The sequence below is a fragment of the Sphingomonas sp. CFBP 13603 genome, from assembly GCF_014892665.1.
Taxonomy (GTDB): Bacteria; Pseudomonadota; Alphaproteobacteria; order Sphingomonadales; family Sphingomonadaceae; genus Sphingomonas.
On sequence record NZ_JADBIA010000005.1, the window covers coordinates 265447 to 280486 of the forward strand.

Sequence of the window (15040 nt, forward strand, 5' to 3'; positions counted from 1 at the left end):
CAGAACCGGAGCGTCGCCGCATCCCGAACCTTGCGGCTGAACTGGTGGCCGCCGTGCTCAAATCCGTGCAGCGGACGGAAAGCCGTGCCGCCGGGCAGTCAGGACGATAACCAGGCACGGTACCAGGAGGATACACAGGCTCCACGGCAACACGCCGGCACCGCGCGTCTCGAGCAGATACCCGCCGATGAGCCCGCCGCCAGCGATTGCGATGTTCCAGGCGGTGACGATCATCGACTGTGCGACGTCGGCGGCCGTGCCCGCGGCATGGGTCGACGCCGTCTGGAACAGCGTGGCCGCGCCGCCGAATGCAAGGCCCCAGACGAGCACCCCAGCATAGATCGCCGGTGCAGCGGTGCCGACGCCGAGCAGGATTGCACCGCCAAGGAAGATCATGACGCTGGCGATGCTGAGCCCGCGCAGCCAGCGGTCGATCCGTACGCCGACCACCCAGATGCCGCCGAACGCGGCGATACCGAACGCGAGCAAGATCCGGTCGACCTGACCGGCCAGTCCTGCGCCTTGAAGATAGGACGCGATGTAGGTGTAGAGGATGTTGTGCGCGAGTACGAAGGTCAGCGTGACGAACAGGATCGGGCGGATACCCGGCATCGTCAACACGCGACGCAAGGAGGCACGGTCGCCACCGGTCTCGCCAGCGAAGTCGGGGACTTTCCATAGTGTCCATCCGATCAGCGCCACGCTGAGCGCGGTCATGATGCCGAAGCTGACCCGCCATCCGACCGTACCGCCGAGGAACGTCCCCGCGGGCACGCCAAGCGACAGAGCGATCGGCGTGCCCACCATCGCGACCGCGATCGCGCGGCCGGCCTGATGCGGCGCGACCATGCGCGTGGCGTAGCCGGCGAGCAGTGCCCAGAGCAGCCCAGCCGAGACGCCCGCCAGGAAGCGCGCACCCATGATGACCGCATAATCGCTCGATACCGCGGTGATCGTGTTGACCACCGCAAAGCCGGTGATCGCGCCGAGCAGCAACGGTCGCCGCCGCATCGACCGGGTCGCAGCAGTCAGCGGAATCGCCGCCATGAGCGAGCCGATCGCGTAGATCGTCACGAGCTGACCGGTCATCGCCTGGGTTACGTGCAGATCCCGGCTGATCTCCCGGAGGAGCCCGGCGGGAAGGGCTTCGGTGAGGATCGTAATGAACCCCGCGGTCGCGAGCGCGAGCAGGCCGGACAACGGGAACGGGGTTGGCCTAGCCCCACGGTCCGAAATGCTGACGGTGAGGGCTTCGGGCATGCAATTCTCCCGACGTCGCATTGCGCGGCGTCGCCGTCCCGCCTAGCGCGGATGGCATCGGGGAAAATCAGGCATGGACGATCGACAGAGCGGACTAACATTCCGTAATGATCTGCGCTGATGGACAAGCTTGGAGCGCTGCGCGCTTTCGTCCAGGCAGCCGAAACACGCAGTTTCGTCGAAGCCGGGCGACAGCTCGGGCTGTCCGCATCGGCGATCGGCAAGGCGATTGCGCGGCTGGAAGAGGGGCTCGCGATCCGCCTGTTTCACCGCAACACGCGGGGCATGGCGCTGACCGAGGAGGGCGCGGCGTACCTCGATCGATGCCGCAAGATCCTGTCCGATCTCGATGATGCCGAAGCGGGGCTGCGGGCGGGTGCGACCAGCCCCAGCGGGATGCTGCGCGTCAGCCTGCCGATCGTCGGCATGTTGCTGATGCCCGCGATCTCCAGCTTCATGACCGCCTATCCCGACATTCGCCTCGACATCGACTTCACCGAGCGACTGGTCGACGTGATCGAGGAAGGGTTCGACGTGGTCATCCGCACCGGCGAGGGCGGCGACAGCCGGCTGATGAGCCGCAGGATCGGCGGCTTTCGCCACGCGATCGTCGCGTCGCCCGCTTATCTTGCGCGTCGCGGAACGCCGGTACTGCCTGCCGATCTGACCGCGCATGCCTGCCTGCTGCACCGCTATCCGAATACGGGTAAATTCGAGCGCTGGCCGATCGAGATCGACGGCATGGCGGTGGACCCACCGCTGGCGGTCCGTGCATCGGCCAGCACGATCGAGCCGCTGGTCGATATGGCGGAGGCCGGTTTCGGGATCGCCTGTCTGCCAGACTTCGCGGTGTCGCGCGCGGTCGAGACCGGCACGTTGACGACGGTGCTGGATCGCTACGTCGGCACGCGCGGCGTGTTCAAGGCGCTATGGCCGTCGAGCCGCCACGTTGCGCCGAAGGTCCGGGTGTTCGTCGATCACATGGCGGACAACCTGTTCCGTCAGGGGTGAGCGAGATCGTTGGCGGATGGCGTGTCGACAGGCCTCGCCCAGAAACGCGAACAGCGCTTCGTCGTCACACATCGACACGTTGAACCTCACATAATCGCTCCAACCGCCACTGGTGCTGAACACGTTGCCAGGCGCGAGCACGATATTTTGCGCCAACGCGGCACGGGCTAGCGCGACCGCGTCCATCCCGTCCGGGAGTTGCGCCCAGAGAAAGATCCCGGCGTCGGGCTCGATCCACGGTTCGATTCCGACCGCGCGGAGTCGCTTCGCCGTTCGCGCCATCGCGCGTGAGAGCCGGGCACGGACCGTCTCGATATGGCGGCGATAGCTGCCGTCGGTCAGAACGCCGTGCAGCAGGTCCGCCGAGAGCGGGTTGCCCGACATCGACGTCGCGATGCGGAGGTCGGCAAGCGCCTCGATCCAGTCGGGGCGGGCGACGATATGCCCGCAACGTACGGCGGCGGAGAGCGATTTGGAGAAGCTGCCGATCCGGATCACGCGATCGAGCCCGTCGAATGCCGCGAGCCGCGGCGCGACGATGTGCTCGAAATCGGCGAAGATGTCGTCCTCGACGACGACCAGGTCATGCGCTTCTGCGAGCTTCAGCAGCTTGTGCGCGGTCGCCGCCGCCAGCGTGGCGCCGGTCGGGTTATGGACAGCGGAATTGGTCAGGTAGAAGCGCGGGCGGTGCTCCGCGAGCGCGGCTGCGAACGCCGCAACGTCCGGCCCGGTCGGCGTCATCGGGACGCCAACCACCTTGACGCGGTGCGCGCGCAGCAGGGCGAGAAAGTTGAAATAGCACGGATCGTCGACCAGCACGGTGTCGCCGGGTTCGAGCAGGAAGCGGCAGACGAGATCGAGCGCATGCGTGCTGCTGTCTGTCAGCAGGATCTGGTCGGGCGCGGCGTCGATGCCCTGTGCGGCGAGCCGTCTGGCGAGCAGCGCGCGCAACGGTAGCGATCCCTGCGGCGAGGCGTAGCCGGTCAGCGCGCCATCGCGCGTACCCCGTGCGGCGGCGCGCAGCCCCTTGCGGATCGCATCGCCCGCGAGCCAGTCGTCGGGCAGCCAGCCGCATCCAGGCATCAGTCGCTTGCCACCTTCGCTTGACGACTGGTTGGCAAGCGACTGGCGCAGCATCCACAGCGGATCGACCTCGCGCTCGACCGCGCTACCGAGCCGGTCGAGCGCGAGCGGCGCGAGCGGCGAGGCTACGTAGAACCCCGAACCCGGCCGCGACCGGATCGTGCCATCTGCGGCCAGCCGGTCATACGCCTCGACCACGGTGGATTTGGAGAACCCGATCGTCTCGGCCATCGCACGCACGGAGGGCAGGCGCGCGCCGGGCGTCAACGTGCGCCGTTCGATCCGATCGCGGATGACGTGCATGACCTGTCCGGTCCGCGTGTCGTGCATGTTCGTTGCCATCGTACCGTTCTCTCGACCAATACAGTTTGGCCCGATCGTACGCATCCGTCCCTGTAATGGCCAGCCGCAATTCGCCATCGGTCATCGCACAGGAGGCTATCATGAAGACTATCGTTCCCGTTGCATCGATCCTTGCCGCGCTGTCCACGCCGGGGATGGCGCAGGAGGTGAAAATCGGTCCCGCCCGCTACGCCGTCGCGGTGGCGCGTGCCGATGTGTCGGCGACCACGCCCGCGTCGGCGCGTCGTGCGCTGAATCGTATCGGTCGTGCGGCGACCGCAGCATGCGGCGGTGCCGGTGGCAGTCTGCGCGAAGTGACCAGGGCAGTCGAAGCCACTGGCTGCTGGCGCGACGCGGTCGACGGCGCGGTCCGTGCGATCGATGCGCCGCTGCTGTCGCAGGTTTGGCAAGACCACCACGTATCGGAGAACCGCTCATGACAAGACCTTTCAAGCTCGTCGACGTGTTCGGCACCGATCCGTTCACCGGCAATCCGCTCGCCGTCATCGCCGATGCCGAAGGGCTTTCCGCGGACGAGATGCAGCGGATCACGCGCTGGCTCAATCTGTCGGAAACCACCTTCCTGTTGCCGCCGACCGACCCGCTCGCCGACTACCGCGTCCGTATCTTCACGCTCGCACGCGAACTACCGTTCGCGGGACATCCGACGCTCGGCACGTGCCATGCGTGGCTGGAGGCAGGGGGTGTTCCGAAACGCGACGGCATGGTCGTGCAGGAATGCGGCGTCGGTCTGGTCGATGTCCGTCGCGACGGCGATCGGCTCGCGTTCGCCGCGCCACCGCTGATCCGGAGCGGCGCACCGACCGAGACGGAGATCGCCGAAGTGGCCGACCTGTTGCGGATCGACCGGGCCGCGGTCGTGGATGCGCAATGGGTCGACAACGGTCCGGGCTGGATCGCGGTCATGCTTGCTTCGGCTGCTGAGGTGCTGGCGGTCGATCATGCGCGCCATCACACCCGTCGTATCGACATCGGTATCGTCGGCCCGCACCCGGCCGGCAGCGATGTCGCGTTCGAGATCCGCGCGATCTTCAGCGACGCGCACGGCGCGCTGATCGAGGACCCGGTCTGCGGCAGCCTGAACGCCTCAGTCGGGCAATGGCTGTTCGCCAGTGGTCGTGCGAACGGTCGCTACGTCGCCGCGCAGGGATCGTGCATCGGTCGCGATGGACGGGTGAGCGTCTCGCAGGACGAGAACGGACAGGTCTGGGTAGGCGGCCGGACGATGACGATGTTCGACGGACAGCGCCGAGAGTAGCGGTCAACGCCGACCGCGATGGAGCTGGCAGGTTCCGCCTCGTCCTCTCGGAGCATGATGCTTCTCCGTTAACGGTAGTCGCCGAGGGTGTCGGAACACCCTCGGCGATCGTCAGCGGCTTCGATAGTCATTGTCGCGCTAGCAAAGCGTGCTCACCCGCATTTGCTGTAACCGCACTGATAGCAGGTCAGGCATCCCTCGAGCATGTGCGCGGTGTGGCGCTTGCAGCTTGGGCATTGTTCGCCGGTCGCCTCCAGCGCGAGCGCTGGTTCGGGCTCCGAATGCTGGCGCAGGATGCGGCCGATCAGGGCGATCAGGCTGGGGGCGTAGCTACCCTTGGTTTCGTGATCGAGACGTACGAGCGCGCCACCCTTGGGGGAATGGACGCGTTCCAGCTCCTCGAACAGGAAGGTCGCATCGCCGCGCCGGCACGCCGCCGACAACGTCCGGGTAAGCGCCGCCATCGTCTCGAAATTCTCGACCGAGCTGGTCGAGATGAAGATTTCGAAGGGCACGCGGCGACCGTCGGGATGCACATAGTCGTTGATGGTCAGGTAGTAATTCTCGCCATCGATCGGCCACTTGATCTTCACCGTCTTGCCGCTCAGCACCTGCGGGCGGGTCAGTACGTCGGACGTCGAGGCCGTCGGCGGCGCGACGACCGGTTCGGCTTCGATCGAGTCGCTCTTCACCGACAGCACGGACCCGCGAATGCCGCTCGGGCGATAGGTCGTACAGCCTTTCATGCCTTCGCGATATGCGGTCAGATAGACCTCGCGGAACGCCTCGTACGGCATGTCGGCAGGGCAGTTGATGGTCTTCGAGATCGCCGCATCGACCCACGCCTGTGCCGCGGCGGCGACAGCGATGTGATCGTCGACCGACAGTTCGAGCGCGGTGACCATATAGTCGGGCAGCGCGGCGGCAGGGTCGAAGCCCGGCATCCGGCTGTAGAGGTACCAGCCGTAATCCTGCACCTCGAAGCGTTCGAGCGTCTGGTCGGTCGCGGTCTGTTCGATCACGACGGCGCGATCGTAATGCCAGCTGAAGGTCGGCTCGACCCCCGAACTGACGTTGCCGTAAAAGATCGACGTCGTGCCGGTCGGCGCCAGTGTGAGCAGCACGCCGTTGCGGATACCGTAGGTGCGGATGTCGGCGACGAGGTCGGCCGGCAGCTTGGTCAGGAACGGCGCGCGGGCGAACGCTTCGGTGTCGTAGGCCGGGAAGGTGCCACGTTCGCGCGCGAGCGCCACCGACGTGCGGTAGGCTTCGATTGCGATCGCCTTGCCGATCTCCTCGACCAGCGCAGCCGCCGTACGGCCATAGCGCACGCGCATCTGCTGCAGCAGATTGCCGAGGCCGGTATAGCCGAGGCCGATGCGACGCTTGGCAAGTGCCTCGGCGCGCTGTTCGGGAGTCGGGAAGGGCGACGTGTCGAGAACGTTGTCGAGGAACCGGACGCCGACCTGGACCGCGCTACGCAGCCTGTCCCAGTCTACCGCCGCGTCGGGCGTGAACGGATTCAGCACCATGTTGGCAAGGTTCACATGGCCGAGGTCGCAGTCGCCATTGGGCGGCAGAGGCTGCTCGCCGCACGGGTTGGTCGCGGCGATCGTCTCGCAATAGTTCAGGTTGTTCAGCCGGTTGACGCGATCGATGAAGATTACGCCGGGCTCGGCATAGTCATAGGTCGTGCGCGTGATCAGGTCGAACAGCTCGGCGGCGGGCAGCCGGCGATAGACGTACCAGGGACGGCCGTCCTTTTCGCCGACCGCGACATGCTCGCCGTCCGCACGCGGCACGTGGAAGCCCAGGTCCCAGTCCGCGCCCGCCTCCAGTGCCGCCATGAAATCGTCCGTTACCGTCACGGACACGTTGAAGTTCTTGAGAAAATCCTTGCGCGTCTTGGCCGAAATGAACGCCAGCACATCGGGATGCCAGACCGGCAGCACGCCCATCATCGCGCCGCGCCGCGATCCACTCGACCGGATCGTGACGCACATCCCGTCCCACATCGCCATGAACGGGATCACGCCCGACGAGATCGATCCGGTGCGGCCCACGACCGCGCCGTCGGGGCGCAGCGTGCCGAAATCCATGCCGATGCCGCCGCCCTGCTGCTGCGTGAACGCCGCGACGTTGAGCGCGGGCATGATCCCCACGCCGGGCAGGCCGGGTTCGCTGTCCATCGAATCCTGGATCGTCGGGCTGACGAAGCAGTTGATCCACGTGACGCGCTTGGTCGTGCCGGCGCCGGCGAAGATACGGCCGCCCGGTACCCAGTCACGGGCTTCCAGTGCTGCAAGCGCCTTCGCCGCCTGTGCGGCATCGTCGTTCGCATAGACGCCGCCGACGACGCGCGCGAACGTTTCGGACGGCGTCGCCTCGCTCCCGTGGCGGTACTTCTCGCGCCAGATATGGACGGTAACGGGCTGATCGAGCGGACCCATGGCGGTGTCGGAAGTCATAGACGAACCTTCGGTAATCAGACGGGCCAGCGTTCGACATACCCTCTCGTGGGGACGGAAATGGCCTCTGCCAATATATGGGTCCAAAAATCGCTGAACGCAACATCTGGTGTGCCTCGCCTGCTTAAAACGCCACAGCTATGGGTTAGTCTGTTGAAGACACTGGCTTGTTCACTCGCCTGATCCAGTCGGCGAGGGGCCGGCATCAAACCGCGAAACCGGCCGCTCGAAACCCGCTTAGTCCTCGGGTCGGCAACACGGCGGGATACGGTCTGTCCTTGCTGCCAAAATGATAATAAAGCGTCCACCGAAACGTTGCGGCAGCCGCGACGATCGTGTCGACGTATGCGTCGGCAAACCTTGTCGGCGAATCTACCGTCGCGACCATGATGAGCCCGCGGCGGTTACGATCGCCAAAACCGGCTCGCACGGCAAGGTTTCGGCGGTTCCGGCCGACGGGGGAGGCAGTTTCACAGGCGCAACCCCAGTCTGGCTCGCCAGCTTCACTACGCAAGGTATCGCATCATGACCGGCAACAAAATCCAGATCGTCATCGTCGGCGGCGGTGCCGCAGGGCTCGAACTCGCGACCCGTCTGGGTGCACGCTATGGACGCAAGCGTCACGACATCATCGTCGTCGATCGCAGTCGGACGCACATCTGGAAGCCGCTGCTGCACGAGGTCGCGACGGGGTCGCTCGACGCCAACATGGACGAGGTCGGTTATCGCAGCCATTGCCACCGCTGGGGCTACCGGTTCTTCTATGGCGCGCTCGCGGCGATCGACCGCGCCGCACGCCAGGTCCATCTCGCGCCGGTACACGACGAGGACGGTCGCGAAGTGATCGCCGCGCACTCGATCCGCTACGACTATCTCGTGCTGGCCTATGGCTCGGTCACCAACGATTTCGGTACGCCTGGCGTTGCCGAGAATTGCACGTTCCTCGACAGCCGCGCGCAGGCGGATCGATTCCGCGATCGCCTGCTCGACCAGTGCCTGCGCGTCTCGCGGATGCTGACCACCGATCCCGCCAGCAACGCGCGTGTCCGCGTCGCGATCGTCGGTGGCGGCGCGACCGGTGTCGAACTCTCCGCCGAACTCTTCAATGCCGCCGCGGCGCTAGGCTATTACGGGCTGGAAGTCTTCGATGGCAGCCGACTCGAAGTATCGTTGATCGAGGCTGGCCCGCGCATCCTCCCGGCGTTGCCCGAGCGCCTTGCCCAAGCGGCGCATCGGGAGTTGGAGGCGCTCGGCGTACGCGTACTGACCAACACGCCGGTCACGGCATCGGATCGAAACGGTATGACGATCGGGACCGGCGAGCGGATCGACGCCGATCTCCAGGTCTGGGCGGCGGGGGTCAAGGCGGCGGCCATCCCAGGCGGACTGGACGATCTCGAACTGTCGCGGAGCGGCCAGATCGTGGTGACGCCCACTTTGCAGACGGCGATCGACGAGCGCGTGTTCGCGATGGGAGACTGCGCGTCCTGCCTGCTGCCCGGTCGGGACCGGCCGGTACCGCCCCGTGCGCAGGCCGCGCACCAGATGGCATCCGCGGTGTTCGACAACCTCAACCGTCTCATGGATGGCAAGCCGACGCGGCCCTTCGTCTACAAGGATCATGGCTCGCTGGTGTCGCTCAGCCGCTTCTCGACGGTCGGCACGCTGATGGGCAACCTCGTCGGCGGCAAGCTCGCGATTGAGGGACGCCTTGCGCGGTTCGTGTATCTGTCGTTGTATCGGATGCATCTCATCGCGATCCACGGCTGGCTGAAAGGGAGCGCGCTGATCATGGTCGGCCATGTCAACAAGATCGTCCGCCCCCGGCTGAAGCTGCATTGATCGCAAATATCGCAAAGCGCCGTCAGCTGGATCGGCTCGACCGGTAACGTCCGGGATGTTTCCGACGACATACGGCTTTCGCACTAGTGCTCGCTTGAGCCGCGACCTTCTGGCGAACCGGTGTGGCCGATCGTGCAGGCCCGTTCACAGGTTCGGGCCGGGGTGACGAAGGCGCCGGCGTCATCTAGGTCGATGCGATGGTTGGCCTACTCGATCGCTTGATGCCCGCAAAGCGCTGGACCCCGTCGCGCTATAGCGCCTTGCTGCGCACACGGGGGCCGAGGTCGGTGCAATTCCGTACGCGTGCCGCCATCCTGACGGGCGCCATCCTCGTCGGCGTGCTCGCGACACTGTTCGCCGAGGCGGCAGACAGGGCGGCGCTCGTGTTTGGTGGGTACGCGCAGCGGTGGCACTGGTTGCCGCTTCTGACGACGCCGCTGGGTTTCATGGCACTGGTGTGGCTGACGCGGCGCTACGCGCCGTTTGCGCGGGGATCGGGTATCCCCCAGGTTATCGCCGCTCAGGCTGATCCCGACGCGGCAACGCACAGCCTGATATCGCCGGGGACGGTCGGTGCGAAGGCCGTGCTGACGATCGGCGCGGTGCTAAGCGGTGCGTCGGTTGGGCGCGAGGGGCCGACCGTTCAGATCGCTGCGGCGGTGATGGGCCTGACGCATCGCCTGGTCCGCGTGCCGCTGCGGGGCGGGGTGGTGATTGCTGGCGGCGCAGCGGGCGTCGCGGCGGCGTTCAACACGCCGCTGGCAGGGCTGATGTTCGCGATCGAGGAACTGGCGTCGGCGTATGAGCAACGCGTGACGCTACTGGTGCTCGCTGCCATCGTGATCGCAGGGATGGTCGCGCAGTCAGTGCAGGGAGACTATATCTACTTTGGAGCGATCGGCGCGCATCTGCCGCTCCTGTCGGCGTTGCTCGTGACACCCGTCGCCGGGATCGTCGGCGGGATGGCGGGCGGACTTTTTTCCCGAACGCTGCTGGCGATGGCGCTGGGCCGCAACCGGATCACGGGATGGACTCGGGCCAATCCGGTGAAATTCGCAGGCGCATGCGGCGTCATCGTGGCGCTGCTCGGTGTGTTCACCGGATTGACCTGGGGGACCGGCTATTCCGCGGCACGGGCGATGATCGTCGGGGTCGACGCGCCATTGTGGTTCGGGCCGGCCAAGTTCGCGGCGACGGCGGCAACCGCGATCGCCGGTCTGCCGGGCGGCATCTTCGCGCCATCGCTCGCGGTCGGCGCAGGCGTGGGAAATCTGCTGCGCGAGCTTTTCCCCGGAGATCCGGCAAGCGCGGTCGTCATTCTGGGCATGGTCGCGTATTTCACCGGCGTCGTTCGCGCGCCGTTGACCGCCGTCATCATCCTGTCGGAGACGACCGCCAGCCGCGGGTTGATGCTCCCCATGTTCGCGACCGCTTTTATTGCCGATGCCGCCAGTCGATGGGTGTGTCGCGAAAAGCTGTACCATGGCCTGTCGAAGACGTTCGCGATGCCGGCCATCCCGAAAGAGAGCACTGCGCCCCGGCCACCGGCAGCGTAAGGCGATGCAACCGCTGCTCGGGTCGATCAGGCGAACGCTTCGTCGCCCTCCAGCTTCGTGCGGAGCATGAGGCGTCCACAGGCCGGATCATAGGACTCGGCACGGTGCATCGTCCCGGTATTGTCCCACATGACGAGGTCGCCGGCCTTCCAACTGTGGCTATAGCTGAACCGGGGACTCGTCGCCCATTCGCGGAGGCCGACGAGCATGGCGGTGCTCTCCCGGTCGGCAAGACCGACCACGTTGCGCGCCGTGCAGCCGAGAATGAGCGACTTCCGTCCCGAAGCGTGCGTCCAGACGAGCGGTAGCTCCTTTTCGCCGAGCGACTGCATCGTCTTCAGCATGTCGAGCGTCGGCTCGGGTCGATAGTAGAAGAGCGAGGCCCACGGGCCGTGAATGACGCGCAACGCGTCGTAAACGGCCTTTTCCGCGTCGGGCAGGTCGTCATAGGCCGCGTAGGTGTTGCAGAAGCCCGTGTTCCCGCCGCTCGGCGCGGGGACCACGCAGGACAGCAGCGAAGCAAGGATCGGCACGTCGCTGTTCGTGCCATCGATGTGCCAGTAGAGCGACCCCTTGAGGAACTCCGCGGTGGCCGGATTGTGCCGCGCATCGAGCGAGATCTGCGCGGTTATCCGACCGTCGCTACCCTCCGATGCCAGCGTACCCAACGTCTGCGTGAACGCGATCTGTTCGGTTTCGGTGAAGTGGATCTCGGGAAAGACCAGCACCCCACGCTCCTCGAGCAAGTTGCGGATGTCGGCGGCGAGATGGCCGGCGAGCAGGTCCCGCTTTGGGTTGAGGATCCGGCTGCCGATGCTGTCCTTCACGGCCTCGCTGCGTAATGTCGTCGTCATGTCGTGCTCCCGGAGCAATTTCGAGGGGATCAGCGGGCGGGTTGCCAGGTCGGGCCCCGGCACAGGAACGCAACGCATCCTTCGACCTTCAGCGTACCGTCGGGGTTCTTGGCCAACCGGGCATTGTAGCTCTTGCCGCTGTCGGGATTGTAGATCCTGCCTTTCCAGATCGATCCAGCGTCCATGAACCCGGTCAGGATGAACGTACCCTCGATCGGATTGCCGCGTTTGGAGGGATCGGGATTGGCAATGTCGGTAGTCGGCTTGCCCGGCTCTTGCTTGAGCACCTTGACGATCCGGCCGCAGATCGCCTTTCCGCAGGGTTCGATCCTGACCAGTGCCTTCCCTTCGTCGGTGAGCCAGTTGCCGGTCACCGGGGTTGCTGCGCTTGCGCTAGCCGCCGTGCCGGTCAGGATGGCGACACCGAGGGCCGCGCGGAATGTACGAGATGTCGTCATCGATCTTTCTCCCGGGCGCGACCGCCAGACGATGCGCGCCGATTGCCCGCCGGGACGATCCCGGCCTTCGGTACAGAGCAGCGCACGGTGGAGATGCGATGGAGAGCAGGTGCAGGTGTCGTGGAAGAAGACGCCGAAGATCAGAGCGGCAGCCATACCGAGAAACACGCGCCCGACCGGTCGACGCGGTTCTTCGCGCGGATACGTCCGCCATGTGCCTCGGCGATCTTCGCCGCGAGCGTGAGGCCCACGCCGCTGCCGGGGCGCCCGGCGAGCTTGTCGGTGCCGGCGCGCCAGAACGGCATGAACATGCGCGTTTCGTCCGCGGGCGCGAAGCCGTCGCCCTCGTCGGTCACGCTGACGATCGCATGGCCGGTCGCGGTAAATACGGCGACGTCGATGGTGCTGTGATCGGGGGCATGCTTGATCGCGTTGGTGAGTATGTTCGTCGTCACCTGGGTCAAACGGACGGGGTCGCCCCGAACGCATACCGTTTCGTAGGACTCGGTGATGGAGACACCGCGTTCGGCTGCCGATGCGCGAAGATCGCCGACAGCCATCCCCAGCAGCACCGCAAGGTCGACCGGTCGTCTGTCGAGATCGAGTTCCCCCGCATCGGCATGCGCGAGGGTCCGCAGATCCTCGACCAGATGCGACAGGTGCTCAACCTGGCGCAGCAGCCGATCGGCCTCGCCGGTTGCCGGATCGATCACGCCATCCGCCAGCCCGTGCAGCCGTCCCTTCAAAATGGTCAGGGGCGTGCGGAGTTCGTGCGCGATTCCCGCAGTCAGTACGGTGCGTTCTCGCTCGTAAGCGTCGATGTCGGCGGCCATTCGGTTGAAGCTCTCGATCAGGTCGCCGGTCTCGCCCGATGTCTTGCCGCGCTCCACCCTGACCGATCGATCGCCTGCAGAGACGAGCGCCGCCGCGCGTGCCACCGCGGTGATCGGTCGGCTGATGCGGCGGGCGAAGATCATCGCGACGCCGCCGCCGACGAGGATCGAAACCAGCGCGATCGTCCCGACAAAGCCCAGGTCGGTAATCGCCGGAGCCTTGGCGCCATAGCGGTCGAACAGGTCGAAATAGCGATCGCTCCCCTCCTGGTGCGTCCGCACGAGGAATTCGAGCTGCTCGCGGGCCTTGGGCGGCATGTGCTGCGTCGTTACGCTCAGTCGGTAGTGAACCGCCGCGATATACGCGACCAGACCGAGCAGCATCGTGATGATCGTGGTTGCCGCCGCCAACACGACCATCCGGGTGACGATGCGGTTCAGCAGTCCGGCCACAGTCGATACCCCATTCCGCGCACGGGTTCGATCATGCCGACGCAGCCGGCCGCCGCGAGCTTCTGCCGTAGTTTCGAGAGGTGGCTGTCGACTACCCGGTCATATGCGTCGCTGTCGGGAGAGGCCGCCTCGAGCAGTTCGGCGCGGGTGAAGGCACGTCGCGGCTGCCGCGCCATGTGCGCGAGGATCTCGAATTCGCTCGGGGTCAACAGGATCCGGATCGCCTCTCCGTCGTCGGCCGGGCGACAGCTGACGACCCTTGCATCGAGTTCGATCAGCAACGTGCCGACCGACAGGGTGCGGCGGTTGGTCGCGCCTTGCGTACGGCGCAGCACGGCCCGGATACGCTCGACGACTTCGGACGGGTTGAACGGTTTAACAACGTAATCGTCAGCACCGATCCGGAGCGACGACAGCTTGGTCACCTCGTCGTCATGCGCGGTGATCATGATGACCGGCGTGTCGACGCGGCGGCGGATCGTGGTGAGAACGTCGAGCCCGTCGCCACCGGGCAGGCCGATGTCGAGCAGCACGAGCGCGGGGTTCGACTGGGCGTGGGCGCGGATCGCGTCCTGCACCGTGCCCGCTTTCACGACTTCATACCCCGCGCGCTCGACATAGGCGGCAAGCAATTCGGCGATCTCGCGTTCGTCTTCGACGATCAGGATACGGTCAGTCACGCGATAATCCTTCGGATCACTGGGGTCTCATACGCCTTCGTCGCGAATTGTGGACGAACGATGGAGGCACCGCTTCATCATTCCTACACCGAATCCACGACGAGCGTTCATCGTCCCCCGCCATCAGCCTGTTCGACACCGCCCCGAAAGGCGGAACCCGAAGAAAGGCTTCTCCATGACCCGTTCCGTATTTGCCCGCGTGATTGCCCTCGGCGCTGCTGCTTTTTCCGTGGCTGGCCAGGCGCAGGATGCTCCGGCGCGCGGCATCTATGCCGTCGCGCGTGCTGGCGCCTCGGTCAATTCCGAGCAGAAGTTCGACGTCGACACTCTACCGTCGCAGTTCGACGACAAGACGAAATACAAGACCGGGCTGACCGGCGAGATCGGCGGAGGCTATGATTTCGGGATGTTCCGCATCGAGCAGACGATCGGCTATAATGGGAACAGCCTGAACCTTAAGGACCTCGGTACGAGCAATCTGCCGGCGTCGGGCCGGACGCGGTCGTACAACGTCAGTGTCTCCGGCTATGTCGATATCCCGCTGCACGCGGTGTTCGTACCCTATATCGGCGGCGGCATCGGTGCATCGCGGGTCGATGCCAATCTGTCGCGGGTCGGTGCGTCGGGCGTCGGCAGCAGCTATTCGGGCAAGGACTGGGGCATGACGTGGCACGGCGACGCCGGCATCGGCATCAATGTCGCCGCGAAGACCACTCTCGAGATCGGCGGCCGCTACGCGCAGACCAGCAAGCTGGCGTTCGACGGGCAGGATGCCGGCGTGGCGACCCGCTACGAACCGACGCTGCGGACGCTGTCCGGCACGATAGGCGTGCGCCACATCTTCTGATCCCGCGCCGAACGGGTCAGGCCGTTCCCTTCCGAGAGAACAGGGCAGGGCACCGCTTGCGGGCAGCCCTGCCC

13 protein-coding genes are annotated in these 15040 nt (G+C 65.9%); 6 read left to right on the forward strand and 7 right to left on the reverse strand.

The window, feature by feature from the left end:
• Window positions 1–57 precede the first annotated feature (57 nt).
• Window positions 58–1260 carry an MFS transporter gene (locus tag IFR23_RS10835; RefSeq protein ID WP_192975894.1) on the reverse strand — a complete coding sequence of 401 codons (1203 nt, stop codon included), beginning with the start codon at window positions 1258–1260 and terminating at the stop codon, window positions 58–60.
• 120 nt (window positions 1261–1380) lie between these two features.
• Here IFR23_RS10835 and IFR23_RS10840 point away from each other — a divergent pair, with 120 nt between their 5' ends.
• Window positions 1381–2271, forward strand: a complete 891-nt coding sequence (locus tag IFR23_RS10840; RefSeq protein ID WP_192975895.1) for a LysR family transcriptional regulator — start codon at window positions 1381–1383, stop codon at window positions 2269–2271.
• Here the strand turns inward: IFR23_RS10840 and IFR23_RS10845 are convergent.
• On the reverse strand, window positions 2188–3696 hold the full coding sequence (locus IFR23_RS10845) for an aminotransferase-like domain-containing protein (protein ID WP_192975896.1): 1509 nt from the start codon (window positions 3694–3696) through the stop codon (window positions 2188–2190). The two genes, IFR23_RS10840 and IFR23_RS10845, sit on opposite strands and share 84 nt — an antisense overlap.
• Before the next feature lie 101 nt (window positions 3697–3797).
• Here IFR23_RS10845 and IFR23_RS10850 point away from each other — a divergent pair, with 101 nt between their 5' ends.
• Both IFR23_RS10850 and IFR23_RS10855 read left to right on the forward strand, forming a co-directional pair.
• Entirely contained in the window at window positions 3798–4136 is a 339-nt protein-coding gene (locus tag IFR23_RS10850) for a UrcA family protein (protein ID WP_192975897.1), read from the forward strand.
• Window positions 4133–4975: a PhzF family phenazine biosynthesis protein gene (locus IFR23_RS10855; RefSeq protein ID WP_192975898.1), complete on the forward strand. Its 843-nt coding sequence runs from the start codon at window positions 4133–4135 to the stop codon at window positions 4973–4975. The genes IFR23_RS10850 and IFR23_RS10855 overlap by 4 nt, the downstream gene beginning before the upstream one ends.
• A gap of 152 nt (window positions 4976–5127) precedes the next feature.
• Here IFR23_RS10855 and IFR23_RS10860 read toward each other — a convergent pair whose 3' ends face one another.
• Entirely contained in the window at window positions 5128–7443 is a 2316-nt protein-coding gene (locus IFR23_RS10860) for an adenosylcobalamin-dependent ribonucleoside-diphosphate reductase (RefSeq protein ID WP_197978387.1), read from the reverse strand.
• 525 nt (window positions 7444–7968) lie between these two features.
• On the opposite strand from IFR23_RS10860, the gene IFR23_RS10865 reads away from it, so the two are divergent.
• Together IFR23_RS10865 and IFR23_RS10870 are read left to right on the forward strand one after the other, a co-directional pair.
• Window positions 7969–9285: an NAD(P)/FAD-dependent oxidoreductase gene (locus tag IFR23_RS10865; protein WP_192975899.1), complete on the forward strand. Its 1317-nt coding sequence runs from the start codon at window positions 7969–7971 to the stop codon at window positions 9283–9285.
• Window positions 9286–9506: 221 nt separating this feature from the next.
• Complete coding sequence (locus tag IFR23_RS10870; RefSeq protein WP_192975951.1) at window positions 9507–10841, forward strand: chloride channel protein; 1335 nt, start codon at window positions 9507–9509, stop codon at window positions 10839–10841.
• Between the two features lie 26 nt (window positions 10842–10867).
• Here the strand turns inward: IFR23_RS10870 and IFR23_RS10875 are convergent, their stop codons facing one another.
• The 4 genes from IFR23_RS10875 to IFR23_RS10890 all read right to left on the reverse strand — a co-directional run bounded on the left by IFR23_RS10875 (window position 10868) and on the right by IFR23_RS10890 (window position 14119).
• Window positions 10868–11695: a TauD/TfdA dioxygenase family protein gene (locus tag IFR23_RS10875; protein ID WP_192975900.1), complete on the reverse strand. Its 828-nt coding sequence runs from the start codon at window positions 11693–11695 to the stop codon at window positions 10868–10870.
• Between the two features lie 29 nt (window positions 11696–11724).
• Entirely contained in the window at window positions 11725–12153 is a 429-nt protein-coding gene (locus IFR23_RS10880; RefSeq protein WP_192975901.1) for a DUF2147 domain-containing protein, read from the reverse strand.
• A 140-nt stretch (window positions 12154–12293) separates the two neighbouring features.
• Window positions 12294–13439 (reverse strand): HAMP domain-containing sensor histidine kinase, encoded by a 1146-nt coding sequence (locus IFR23_RS10885; RefSeq protein WP_107962116.1) that lies wholly within the window; start codon window positions 13437–13439, stop codon window positions 12294–12296.
• Complete coding sequence (locus IFR23_RS10890; protein ID WP_107962117.1) at window positions 13424–14119, reverse strand: response regulator; 696 nt, start codon at window positions 14117–14119, stop codon at window positions 13424–13426. The genes IFR23_RS10885 and IFR23_RS10890 overlap by 16 nt, the downstream gene beginning before the upstream one ends.
• A gap of 175 nt (window positions 14120–14294) precedes the next feature.
• Here IFR23_RS10890 and IFR23_RS10895 point away from each other — a divergent pair, with 175 nt between their 5' ends.
• Window positions 14295–14966, forward strand: coding sequence for an outer membrane protein (locus tag IFR23_RS10895; protein WP_107962118.1), 672 nt, complete (start codon window positions 14295–14297; stop codon window positions 14964–14966).
• The last annotated feature ends 74 nt before the right edge of the window (window positions 14967–15040 follow it).